The following is a 12,536-nucleotide window of genomic DNA, read 5'->3' as shown; positions in this document are numbered from 1 at the left end:
TGATAGCAAAAATGAAATCTGAATAAGGGTGTGGAAGAAAATTTCGCTGTTCAGAATTACCGGGGCCCAATCCCATCCAGCCACCTTTGGCGATAGCAATTTTTGCCTGGTTTACCTGGTAATTATCGTCCTCATTTTTTTTATCGGAACCATACATAAAGGTTTCCACGCGATTGACCCAGGTGCTGACGCGGGCTGTAAGACGGGATCGATTTTCAGGTTTTGCAGGCACCCCGTTCCCTGCATTATGCTGCCAAACAGCAGCAAGAATCAGGATAACCACCGGAACCATTGCTATCAGGCCGGTAAGGGCCAGGTGTTTGATGCTTGCCCGTCCGATAAACAACAATAACATACTGGTTGCTCCAACCAGCAAGGCGGTAGAAAGATTGGCTGGTGCTATTAATACACAAACAATTCCGATCGGAATAACAAGAGGAAGGAATCCCTTCTTAAAATCCTTAATCACTTCCTGTTTCTTACTCAGCAGGCGGCTGATATACATAAAAAGCGCCAGCTTGGCCAGGTCCGAGGTTTGGAAAGTAAGATTAATGATAGGCAACCGGATCCACCGGCTTCCTTCATTGTAACTAACCCCAAAAAAAAGGGTATAGACCAGTAAAGGAATAACCAGCCAGAAAAGAATCTTCGAAACCTTGGAATAGATGGTGTAGTTAACCTGGTGGAAGGCGTAAATCAGGAAAATACCAATACAGATAAATACCACTTGTTTGAACAGGTACACCTCTGTATTACCTTTATACATCTTATACGCCAGCGAACCCGTAGAGCTATAAATAACCAATAGGGACATGAGTGCCAGGAGCACAACCAGTGCCCATATCACTTTATCACCTTTTGTTTTATTTAATAGTTGATTCATATATCATTCATCTTTTCCCCTTCACCCTTCTTCCTCTCACAACCCCAACACGGCCTCTTTAAACTGTTTTCCCCTGTCTTCATAATTCTTGAACAGATCAAAACTGGCGCAGGCCGGGCTCAGCAAAACCACATCTCCTTTATTAGACAACTGGAAGGCAGAATGCACAGCTTCGGCTGCACTGCCGGTATTAACCATAACCGGTACATGGTTTTGAAACGCCTCCTGAATTTTCAGGTTATCGATGCCCATACAAACAATGGCTTTTACTTTTTCTTTAACCAGGTCAAGCAACAGTGAATAATCATTTCCCTTATCCACACCACCCAAAATCAGAATTACAGGTTTAGTCATGCTTTCCAATGCATACCAGGTACTGTTCACATTTGTTGCTTTGCTATCGTTGATAAATTCGACGCCGCGAACCGTTGCTACGGGTTCCATGCGGTGTTCGAGTGCTTCGAACGACTGAATGGCCTCCCTGATCTTATCTTTTCGCAATCCGATAACGGATGCCGCCAACCCTGCTGCCATAGTATTGTACTGATTATGTTTTCCTTTGAGCGCAAAATCATAAATGCTCATCTGTAGTTTTTCGTCCTTGGTCACAATATTCATTTCATCCTCCTTAATAAATGCGCCCTGGAGTAATTCTTTTCTCATACTAAATGGTAATGGGTTAGAAACTGGTTGAAAATCGTTTATATGTTGCATCGTTACTTCGTCATCAGCACAGTAGATAAAATAATCAGTAGCCTGCTGATTCAGCAGTATCCGAAACTTACTTCGTATATAATTTATAAACTGGTATTCATAGCGGTCGAGATGATCTTCTGTGATATTTGTCAATACGGCAACCTGTGCCCTGAAGTATTTGATATCATCCAGTTGAAAACTACTCAGTTCGGCAACATACCAGGCTTTAGGATCCAGGGCTACCTGCCTTGCAAAACTGTAGCCGATATTTCCTACCAGGGCGCAATCCAAACCTGCATGCCGGCAAATATGGTAGGTTAATGCCGTGGTAGTGGTTTTTCCGTTACTACCGGTAATGGCTATCACTTTTCCATCCCCGATAAAGCGGTACGCCCATTCAATTTCACTGATCACTTCAATTTTCCTAGCCCTGATTTTTTTTACCAACTCATTTTTTTCAGGAATACCCGGACTTTTAACGACTATATCTGCTGTAAGTATGCGCTCTTCGCTGTGCTTTCCTTCTTCCCATTCAATGCCATAGCTGTTTAATTCTTCGCGATGCGGCCGTTTTAAAGAACCGGCATCGCTTACCAAACAGGCAAAACCTTTCCGGTTGGCAAGAATTGCTGCCCCAACGCCGCTTTCACCGGCACCCAATATGACTACAAACTGCTTCATTGGCTGTTTCTTTCTAACCCACGTATCGGGGGCTTTTCATACGTATAGGATTTACTGCACCACAAATACTCTTTCTCAGGCTGGCGGTTTTTCTACAACTTTTCTAGCGGATCTTCAGGGTAACTATAGAGAAGATCACACAGAATATGGTAACGATCCAAAACCGTGTTACGATTTTACTTTCGTGATAACCTAATTTTTGATAATGGTGATGAAGCGGGCTCATTAAAAAAATCCGTCTTCCTTCTCCATATTTTTTCTTGGTGTATTTAAAATAACTCACCTGCAACATCACACTCAGGTTCTCTACCAGGAATACCCCACAGAAAATGGGAATCAATAATTCTTTTCGAACGATGATGGCCAATGCAGCAATTACTCCCCCCAGTGTCAAACTACCCGTATCGCCCATAAACACCTGAGCCGGATAAGCATTGTACCACAGAAACCCTACACAGGCCCCAACCATGGCTCCTATAAAAATCGATAACTCGCCAAGATTGGGGATATACATAATATTCAGGTAATCTGCCAGCAACAGGTTACCGCTGGCATAGGCAAACACCCCTAAACATACCCCTATAATGGCGCTTACCCCGGTTGCCAGGCCATCCAACCCATCGGTTATATTGGCCCCGTTGGAAACGGCCGTTACTATAAAAATCACAATAATGATATACAGTACGGAGGTAAAACCTCTTAATGCCTCTGGCAGAAGTTTCGCATAGTTGAACTCATGACCGGCAACAAAGGGGATAGTGGTAATGGGTTCATTGGCCTCTACAAAATACCGGTCCTTGGTTTGTTGTTTGATCACTTTAACGTTCGCATCTGCTCCGGGCGTTCCTTTATATTCTCTCCAGGCTTTCGTATTATCGTTGAATAAGAGCGTAAGACCGATGATCAGTCCCAGGCCTACCTGGCCCAATATCTTAAACCAGCCAGCCAATCCATCCTTATCGCCTTTTTTATAGGCCACCCCCTGTTTCTGTGCAATTTTTTTCGCACGTAATTTCAGGTAGTCATCTACAAACCCGATAATCCCCAACCAGATAGTGGAAAAGATCATCAACCGCACATAGGCTTTATTCAGATCAGCCAGCAAAATCGTAGGCAATAGGATAGCCAGTATAATGATAAGCCCGCCCATGGTTGGCGTTCCTTTTTTCTGTTGCTCTCCCTGCAATCCAAGATCCCGTACTGTTTCTCCGACCTGCCTGAAACGCAGGTAGTTGATCAGTTTTTTTCCAAATACAGTTGTTATGACGAGTGATAAAATCACGGCCAGTAACACCCGGGAAGTGATAAACTGCAAGAGTGCACTTCCCGGGATTCGGATGTCCATTTCCTTTAACCAATCAATTAAGTGGTACAGCATGATGGTTTTTGTTACTGGTTGCCAACCGGTGTCCAGCCGGTTGGTCGGTGATTGAATGTAACCGTCCTAAGAATTTGAGAGGTTGCCCTCAAAAAACTTTATGTTGTTATTTAATTTTCTTCTTTACTAGTTTCCCTTAGGGAAAAGCTTGCTACTTTCCAAGCTCTTTAATTATCTGCTCTATTTCCTCTTTATCATCAAAATGATGTTTCACACCTTTAATCTCCTGGTATGCCTCGTGTCCCTTTCCGGCTACCAGTATGATATCTCCCGGCCCGGCCATACTGAAAGCTGTTTTGATAGCCTGTCTTCGATCGGTGATGGAAAGAAATTTGCGTTTTGCCGCCGAATTCAATTCCGATTCCATATCTCTCAAAATAGCTTCAGGATCTTCCGACCTTGGGTTATCTGAGGTAAAAATGGCCCGATCGCTTAGTTCGCAGGCTACCTGCCCCATTACCGGCCTTTTGGTTTTATCCCTATCTCCTCCGCATCCTACCACGGCTATCAGCTGCTCTCCTCCCTGGCGTAATTGCCGAATGGTTTTCAGCACGTTCATCAGGGCATCGGGGGTATGTGCATAATCCACGATCCCGATTATTTTTTCCACCGGCGACACCTGGTAATCAAAACGTCCTTCTGCACCTGTTTGCTCACTTAAGGCTTGCAACACTTCCTGTTTTTCTTCACCCAAACTCAGTGCGGCTCCATATACCGCCAGCAGGTTATAGGCATTGAATTCACCAATCAGCCTGAAATGCACTTCCTGTTCATTAATGTTCATCAATAACCCCGTTAGTCCGTTTTCAAGAATTTTACCCTTGAACTCAGCCATAGACCGCAGGCTGTAATACATTTTTTTTGCTGCCGTATTCTGCAACATAACGCTGCCCCGCTTATCGTCCAGGTTGCTGATGGCAAATGCAGCAGCAGGCAACTCATCAAAGAACTTTTTTTTAACCCGGATGTATTCATCAAAGGTTTTATGGTAATCGAGGTGATCGTGTGTTATATTCGTAAATATGCCACCGGCAAATTCTATTCCTGCAATCCGGTTTTGATGAATGGCATGCGAGCTCACTTCCATAAAAGCATACCGGCAACCTTTGTCTGCCATACGCCGCAACAATGCCTGTAACTGTATGGCATCGGGCGTAGTATGAGTGGCTTCAAGCACCTCACCTGCTACCAGGTTTTTTACCGTACTTATTAACCCGCAATCGTATCCCAGTGCTGTAAAGAGCTTATATAACAGGGTAGCAACCGTTGTTTTTCCATTTGTACCAGTTACCCCTACCAGTTTCATGTGGCGGGATGGCTGTCCGAAAAAATTGGCCGCCATCACCCCTGCTGCCACCGAACTGTCAGACACTTCCACATAAGTAATACCATCGGGCAGGTTGTCGGGCAATTCTTCTGCCACTATAAAAGAAGCCCCTGCCTGAATGGCTTTTTCAATAAACAGATGACCATCCGACTGCAAACCCCTGATTGCAATAAAACAGGAGTGCTGCTGCACTTTTCTTGAATCAATCTGCAGGTCTTTCACTTCGGCCTGCAGATTACCATTTACAGCGCGAATAGAAACATTGTATAATATATCCTGCAAACTGGCCATTAATTCAATTCTAGTATGATCGTTTGTTTGGGTTCTATTGTTTGTCCGGGTGGCACCGATTGACTTTTCACTTTTCCCTTTCCTTTTACCTGCACTTTCAGCCTTCTTTCTTCTAGTAAAAAAAGGGCATCCCGCAAACCCAGTCCTTTCAATTCAGGCATCTGCATTTTTCCAGCAGCGGGGGCTCCTTTCAATACTGCCTGATAGGAAGCATCGGGCTCTACGGTTGCCTGGTATTTTTTACCGGCACTATCAGTAAAAGGGATCCTCAGTTCTTCCATCACTTTTCTCACATTTTCCGAATTGCCTGCATACCGGTATACACTGCTGTCTCTGGCAGGCAACTGGGCCGTACCAACCGGTGTTTGCTGGGCATGTATGGCAAAGAGCTTATCGGCAATTTCCCGGAAAACCGGACCGGCTACCGAACCGCCATAGTATACGGGAGCAAAGGGTTTATTCTTGATCACCACTATGCAACTGTATTTCGGATTATCCGCAGGAAAATAACCTGCAAAGGATGATTGATATATATGATCAGCATATCCCCTGTTCCCATTCGCTACTAATGCTGTTCCTGTTTTTCCCGCAATGCTGAAATACGGGCTCGACAACGACTTACCGGTTCCATTTAACATAACTCCTTCCAGGCAGGTTTTCAGTTGGCGCAGGGTAGTTTCCTTACAAATCGACTCTACCAGTATTTCAGGCTCCCTGCTCCAGATGGTTCTGCCGTCTTTCTGCACTTCCTGCACCAGGTAAGGGCGCATCATTTTTCCATTGTTAGCTACTGCATTGTATAACATTAACGTCTGCAGCGGGCTCACCAGCACTTCATAACCAAAAGACATCCAGGGCAATGAAGTTGCACTCCAGGTTTTTGATTTCGGCGACTTGATGATGGGTTGGGTTTCACCTACCAGGTCTATTCCCGAAACTTCGTTTAACCGAAGTCGTTTCAGATGCGACAGGTAACTGTTTGGATTACCCGAATAATGCTGCATAACAATTTTTGCCATGCCCACATTACTACTGAGTTCAAAAGCCTGTTGCAGCGATACATTGGTTCGTTTGTGCCGCTCACTGTCGTACACTGTTCTGCGGTTTACCTGCCAAACACCATTTTCAAGGTTTACCTGTGTACCCAGGTTGGCTTTGCCATCTTCCAGAACCGCCAGCATGGTGGCTAGCTTGAAAGTAGACCCTGGTTCAGACGCACGGATGGCATAGTTCAGATCCTCCCAGTATTCTCCGCTTCCACTTTTTCCAAGATTGGCAATTGCTTTGATTTTTCCCGTTGCCACTTCCATCACTATACAGGTTCCGGTTACGGCTTCATTCTGAATCATCATTTTCAACAATGCGTTTTGCGCAATGTCCTGGATATTTACATCCAGGGTGGTGATCAGGTCTTTGCCGTTTTCCGGTTCCACTTCATATCCTTCTACCGGAACTGCCACGCCACCTGCAATGAATCGTACCAGCTTTTTTCCTGTTTCGCCCTTCAGTAAACTATCATAGGTTCTTTCCAAGCCCACATTCTGTGCATTTTCCCGGGCCAGCCCAATTGTTCTGTTGGCCAACATTCCGAAGGGGTTCAATCGCTTACTTTTCACTTCCGCAATAAATCCGCTCTTATTTCTTCCCAGGCGTACCAGTGGAAAGTTTCGTAACTGCTGGTATTGCTGGAAATCTATGTTCTTTTTTAGTGAAAAGTAGCGATCCTTTTTACGGTAACCTTCCTGTAACAATTGCTTGTAGGAATTGGAAGATTTGTCCTGAAAAAGTTTGGCCAATGCATAACTCAGGGAATCCAGGTTTTCTCTGAACCGTTTACCATTTTTGTCTCGTAAGCCTTCTGCTCCGAAATCAATATAGATATTGAAGTACGGAATGGAAGTGCTTAACATACTGCCGTCTTCACTGTAAATAGTACCGCGGTCAGCGTCCAGGTTAATTATCCGGGTATGTAAACTATCACTTTTGCTTCTCCAGTAGGATCCTTCTACTTGCTGTATGTAAAGAGCTTTCCCAATCACCAGAAATGCCAGCACTACCATACCGATAAAACACAGGTACACTCTCCACAGTATGTCGCGTTTTATTTCCACAGCGCCGGTCGATTAGGTTTCTGTTTTTATTGTTGTCCGGCATTTTTTTTAATTACTACCGGGGGCGTTGTTAATTCCATTAATCCGAGTGGAGCAACAGCTTTCGCAATTTCTGTTTGCTTACTGCGAAACATTACCTCACTCTTCAGTGTTTTGTATTCAAACTGCAATTCCTTCAACTCCTTATTGGTTCTGCTAATGGACTTGATGATCTTATCCGAATAGTGGCCGTTGTAGATATATACCACGGCTAATCCGCTCAGGAAAAGAAAAAAAGGCAGATGCTGCACCATCAACTGGTAGTTGATCCTGAATTTTTTTTCTTTTTTGTCGTGCTGTTTTTCCATACGACGTTTAGGTTGATCAATAGGACATTAACATTTCACTACTACGATATAGACCTTCTTTATATTTTCTCTGCCACTCTCAGCTTAGCGCTTCTTGCGCGGCTGTTTTTCTTTTGTTCCCCGGCAGAGGGAATAATCGGTTTTTTGGTAATCACTTTTAAGCTGCTTACCTGTTTCCTGTTTTCAAAGGGATGTTCTTCTTCCAATTCAAAACTTCCCTGTTTAAAGAACTGTTTTACAAGGCGGTCTTCCAGGGAGTGGAACGTGATAATTGCCACTCTCCCTTCGGGTGCCAGCAGATCGGGCAGCTGTTGTAACAACTCCTTCAATGCCCCCATTTCATCATTCACTTCAATTCGCAGCGCCTGAAAAACCTGCGCCAGGTATTTATTCGGATTTCCCTTAACCACGCTATGTATAGCAGCTTTAAACTGCTGAATGGTTTGCATGGGCATGGTAGCCCGGTTGGCCACAATGGTTCTTGCCAGTGTTTTCGAATTAGTCACCTCGCCGTATTGCTCAAACAATTGGTGCAGTGCTGTTTCCGAATATTGTTTCAATACCATTGCAGCGGTCAGTTCTGAACGGGTATCCATCCGCATGTCGAGATCTGCGTCAAACCGGATGGAAAATCCACGCGCTGCTTCATCAAACTGGTGACTGCTTACCCCCAGGTCGGCCAGGATTCCATTGACCGCGGTTATTTTATGCAGCCGCAGGAACCTGCTCAGGTGGCGGAAATTATGTGGCAGAAACAAAACCCTTTTATCCGTGGGTAGGTTCTGTGCTGCGTCCGCATCCTGATCAAAGGCTACCAGTTTTCCATTTGGACCCAGCTTTTCCAGAATTGCCCTGGAATGTCCACCCCCACCAAACGTGCAATCCACATAAATTCCGTCAGGAACAATTTTCAATGCTTCCAGGCATTCCTGGAGCAGCACCGGAATATGGTATACTCCCTCCTCCATATCAGACTCCGCTACCATTTGCGCCGCCCATTACCTGCTGTGCCAGGCTACTGAAACTGTCTGAAGAAAATGATTCAAAGAGCTTTTTATACGTCGCACTATCCCATATCTCAATTTTATCTACCGCCGAAACCAATACGATGTCTTTGGTTAAACCGGCATATTCTTTCAGGTTGGGCGGTAACAATATCCGGCCCGCTGTATCCGGCTCTACTTCTGTAGCTCCGTTCATGAAAAACCTTCTGAATTCCCGAACTTTGGGGTCAAAATCATTCAGTTTGCTGATCTGTGTATATATCGGTTCCCAGCTTGCCTGGGGATATAATGTGAGGCATTTCTCCAAACCCCGGTTGATTACGAATGGCATCGCATTCTCCGGCAGTTGCTTTTTAAGCCCTGCCGGCAGAAGGAAGCGCCCTTTGGCGTCCAGTGTTGCTTCGTATTCGCCCAGAAAACCTTTCATCGATTGCTATATGCCCTGATTTTGACATTTATTACCACAAAATAACACTTTTTCCCACTTTCGTGAGAAATTTTGGTGGCTTTATTTTATCCACATGGGAGAATTACGTCAAACCCTTAGTAGATCTACGTTTCAGCAGAAAATGTTAGTAATTATGGGAATGTATTGTGAATTGAATGTGAATTGCAGTGGATAACCTGTGAACCCACTTAAGCCAAGCCTTAGCTGGCCTTATTTTCCGGGATTTTTTTGCAACTTGCAGTTTCTATGCATACGCCTGCGTCTCCCCGTTCTATTGGCATCGACCAGTTTAATTATCCCCTGCCGGATGAACAGATTGCACAGTACCCGCTGGAGGAGCGGGATGCAGCCCGCCTGCTGGTATACAAAGCCGGCAATCTGGAAGAGCATACCTATCGGGATTTACCGGAACTCCTGCCCACCGGCTATACCCTGGTTTTCAACAAAACAAAAGTGGTACAGGCCCGGCTGGCTTTAAAAAAACCCACCGGCGGACAAATTGAGCTGTTCTGCCTGGAGCCCGCACCCCGCTATCCTGATATTACCACGGCCATGTTAGAAACCGGGTCAGTAGAATGGATTTGCCTGGTTGGAGGGGCCAACAAATGGAAAAGCGGGCAAGCCCTGGAACTGACAGCAGCAGGGGGATTCCGGTTGGAAGCCCGTATGCAGGAGAAATTAAACGGGGCCTGGCAAATCGCATTTTCCTGGGCACCGACTCATTTTTCCTTTGCCGAAGTGCTGGAATTAGCCGGACAGGTACCTATCCCCCCCTACCTCAAAAGGGCGGCCGACCAATCTGATAGCAGGCGCTACCAAACCGTATATGCCGAAGCAGAAGGATCGGTAGCGGCGCCAACAGCCGGTCTTCATTTTACCGAATCGCTTTTGAACCGGCTGGCAGAAAAAAACATAGCAACTGAAAAGCTGATCCTGCATGTAGGTGCCGGCACCTTTCAGCCGGTAAAAGCCGACACCATGGAAGGCCATGAAATGCATGCCGAATTTATTGAAGTAGAGGCAGCTACCATTGAACGACTATTGCAAAAAAGAGGGAAAATTATATCGGTGGGTACTACCTCTCTCAGAACCCTGGAAACCATTTACTGGATGGGCGTAAAAGCCCATTACCTGCCAGCGGCCTCCTTAACAGCACTGAGCCTTGAACAATGGGAAGTCTATGACACCTGGATGCAACAGGCAGTTCCGGTTGAAGATGCGTTGAAGGCCCTTTTAAACTGGATGAACACCCATCAAACAACGCGCTTACTCTGCAAAACAAAAATTTTGCTGGCACCCGGTTACCAAATGCAAATGGTGGAAGGACTCATTACCAATTTTCACCAGCCCCAATCAACCTTGCTGTTATTGGTAGCGGCTGCCATTGGTGAGGATTGGAAAAAACTGTATCAATATGCGCTGGATAATCAGTTCCGCTTTTTAAGTTATGGAGACGGATCCTTGCTATGGTGCAAAAAATAGCTGCTAGGTGCTTTCTTTGCCATAAGGCATCTCAATGGTGAAAGAAGTTCCCTTTCCAAGTGTGCTGTCAACTTTTATTTTTCCGTGATGAGCGTCTACAATGGTTTTCACGTAACTGAGGCCCAGGCCAAACCCTTTTACATTGTGCAGGTTACCCGTATGTACCCGGTAGAATTTCTCAAAAATACGTTTCACACTTTCTTTGGTCATGCCAATTCCATTGTCTTCTATCCGAATGGAAATTCCTTTACCCGTGGAACTGGTGGCGATTTTCAATACCAGATTATCCTTTGAATATTTAACCGCATTATCCACCAGGTTATTGATAAGGTTGGTAAAGTGAACTTCATCGGCCATGATCAGGTCATTTTTAGCATTGAGCTGAACATCGGCATACCCGTTCTTATGTTGTAATTGCAGATCGAAATTCTCCAGCACCTGTTCAATCAGTGCATGTACATGTACCGGCTTTTTATTCAGGTTGATTTCCTGGCGGTCCATCAGGGCAGCCTGCAGAATAGTTTCCACCTGTTTGTTCATGCGTTTATTCTCCTCCTTGATGATACCGGTGAAATACTGCATCTTTTCTTTATCGTTCGAAACCTTTTCAGTTCTTAAAGCATCTACAGCAAGCGAAATAGTTGCCAGGGGTGTTTTGAATTCATGCGTCATGTTATTGATGAAATCATTCTTGATTTCACTTAATTTTTTCTGACGTAACAATGCGCTAACCGTTACATAAAAGGCGGCCAGCAAAATCAGTGTAAAAAGGATAGCTCCGCTCAGCATCCAGCGTAACTCCTTAAACACAATGTTTTTTACATTAGGCACCACTACTACCATAGCTTCTTCAGGCACCAGGCCTTCCATATTACTTCCACCCGGGATCAGCAAGGGATATATGAATCGTCTATTCCGCAAGGTATCTTCAAATACCCGGTCGAAGCCGGGTGAACGCAATTCATCGTAGGTCAGAAAACCCGCATCGGAGGTAATCAAAAATTCAAAACGGGTATCTTTTAAACCAAATGCATTGAAATTTTTACGGAGTTTTTCCTGCACTTCAAACGGGGTAAATTTTTCCGAAATAGTGGAAGGTTTCATCAATTCCATCATCAGCTGATCGGAAGGCCAACTGAGGTTGGGGCGCATACGCCGGTTTTTGAGAGAAGGAAGGGTTCCTTTCTGCGCCATCAGTTCCTCTCCGGTCTGGCTCATGGCTTTGACAATATTATCGGCCAATTGCTCCTCTTTCACTACCAGCATACTTCTGAACCAGGAAATCTGGATGACAATAATTCCAACCAGAGAAAGAGCCACCAGTAAAATAATCAATGGAAAAATTCGCTTCATTGTAACAAAAATAGCGTTGGTTGCCGATTTGAACTATTCCCCCGGCTTTTCTTAACAAATATTGTTCTATTTCCCAATATTCCATAAATTAACTGTATGACACAAATCTTACCCACTGCAGGCACCCTGCTGATAGCGGACCCTTTTCTGAAGGATCCCAATTTCATGCGAACGGTAGTATTTCTGTGTGAACACCAGGACGAGGGCAGTTTTGGCTTCGTTTTGAACCGCTTGTACGATTTCACCCTGGATCAATTGATGGCAAGTGCGGAAGGCATGAATTTACCCGTCTATTATGGCGGACCGGTACAGGTTGATACCATCCATTTTTTACACCAGTATCCCGATCAGATTCCGGGCGGGTTTGAGGTGGCAGACGGTATTTATTGGGGCGGGGAGTTTGAAACAGCGGTGGAACTGTTGAAAAATGAGGAAATAAATTCCAATGGCATCCGCTTTTTCATCGGGTATTCGGGCTGGTCAGAAGGTCAGTTAGACAGTGAATTGAAGGAGAAATCCTGGATCACTTCTAAAG

11 protein-coding genes are annotated in these 12,536 nt (G+C 45.0%); 2 read left to right on the top strand and 9 right to left on the bottom strand.

Going from position 1 to position 12,536, the window contains the following annotated elements; all coding sequences use genetic code 11:
- The 8 genes from A1D16_RS01230 to mraZ all read right to left on the bottom strand — a co-directional run.
- A partial coding sequence (locus tag A1D16_RS01230; RefSeq protein ID WP_290706945.1) for an FtsW/RodA/SpoVE family cell cycle protein occupies window positions 1-883 on the bottom strand: 883 nt, incomplete at its 3' end.
- A 36-nt stretch (window positions 884-919) separates the two neighbouring features.
- Window positions 920-2,260, bottom strand: a complete 1,341-nt coding sequence (gene murD, locus A1D16_RS01225) for a UDP-N-acetylmuramoyl-L-alanine--D-glutamate ligase (protein ID WP_290706942.1) — start codon at window positions 2,258-2,260, stop codon at window positions 920-922.
- A gap of 103 nt (window positions 2,261-2,363) precedes the next feature.
- Window positions 2,364-3,638 (bottom strand): phospho-N-acetylmuramoyl-pentapeptide-transferase, encoded by a 1,275-nt coding sequence (mraY, locus tag A1D16_RS01220; RefSeq protein WP_290706939.1) that lies wholly within the window; start codon window positions 3,636-3,638, stop codon window positions 2,364-2,366.
- A gap of 151 nt (window positions 3,639-3,789) precedes the next feature.
- Window positions 3,790-5,256, bottom strand: coding sequence for a UDP-N-acetylmuramoyl-L-alanyl-D-glutamate--2,6-diaminopimelate ligase (locus A1D16_RS01215; protein WP_290706937.1), 1,467 nt, complete (start codon window positions 5,254-5,256; stop codon window positions 3,790-3,792).
- Complete coding sequence (locus A1D16_RS01210; RefSeq protein WP_290706935.1) at window positions 5,256-7,367, bottom strand: penicillin-binding protein; 2,112 nt, start codon at window positions 7,365-7,367, stop codon at window positions 5,256-5,258. Before A1D16_RS01210 ends, A1D16_RS01215 begins: the two co-directional genes overlap by 1 nt.
- A gap of 26 nt (window positions 7,368-7,393) precedes the next feature.
- Window positions 7,394-7,714: an FtsL-like putative cell division protein gene (locus tag A1D16_RS01205; RefSeq protein ID WP_290706933.1), complete on the bottom strand. Its 321-nt coding sequence runs from the start codon at window positions 7,712-7,714 to the stop codon at window positions 7,394-7,396.
- 59 nt (window positions 7,715-7,773) lie between these two features.
- Window positions 7,774-8,700, bottom strand: coding sequence for a 16S rRNA (cytosine(1402)-N(4))-methyltransferase RsmH (gene rsmH, locus A1D16_RS01200; RefSeq protein WP_290706931.1), 927 nt, complete (start codon window positions 8,698-8,700; stop codon window positions 7,774-7,776).
- Window positions 8,684-9,145, bottom strand: coding sequence for a division/cell wall cluster transcriptional repressor MraZ (mraZ, locus tag A1D16_RS01195; protein ID WP_290706929.1), 462 nt, complete (start codon window positions 9,143-9,145; stop codon window positions 8,684-8,686). The genes rsmH and mraZ overlap by 17 nt, the downstream gene beginning before the upstream one ends.
- A 267-nt stretch (window positions 9,146-9,412) precedes the next feature.
- Here mraZ and A1D16_RS01190 point away from each other — a divergent pair, with 267 nt between their 5' ends.
- The gene (locus tag A1D16_RS01190) at window positions 9,413-10,648 is read left to right on the top strand and encodes an S-adenosylmethionine:tRNA ribosyltransferase-isomerase (protein ID WP_290706926.1); all 1,236 of its coding nucleotides are present in this window, start codon (window positions 9,413-9,415) and stop codon (window positions 10,646-10,648) included.
- A 3-nt stretch (window positions 10,649-10,651) separates the two neighbouring features.
- Here the strand turns inward: A1D16_RS01190 and A1D16_RS01185 are convergent, their stop codons facing one another.
- The gene (locus tag A1D16_RS01185; protein ID WP_290706924.1) at window positions 10,652-12,001 is read right to left on the bottom strand and encodes a HAMP domain-containing sensor histidine kinase; all 1,350 of its coding nucleotides are present in this window, start codon (window positions 11,999-12,001) and stop codon (window positions 10,652-10,654) included.
- Window positions 12,002-12,097: 96 nt separating this feature from the next.
- Between A1D16_RS01185 and A1D16_RS01180 the strand changes: the two genes are divergently transcribed.
- Window positions 12,098-12,536: YqgE/AlgH family protein (locus A1D16_RS01180; protein ID WP_290706922.1), on the top strand; the 439-nt coding region annotated here is incomplete at its 3' end.

Source organism: Flavihumibacter sp. CACIAM 22H1, assembly GCF_001601815.1.
Taxonomy (GTDB): domain Bacteria; phylum Bacteroidota; class Bacteroidia; order Chitinophagales; family Chitinophagaceae; genus Flavihumibacter.
This window is presented reverse-complemented; position numbering and strand designations above follow the sequence as displayed.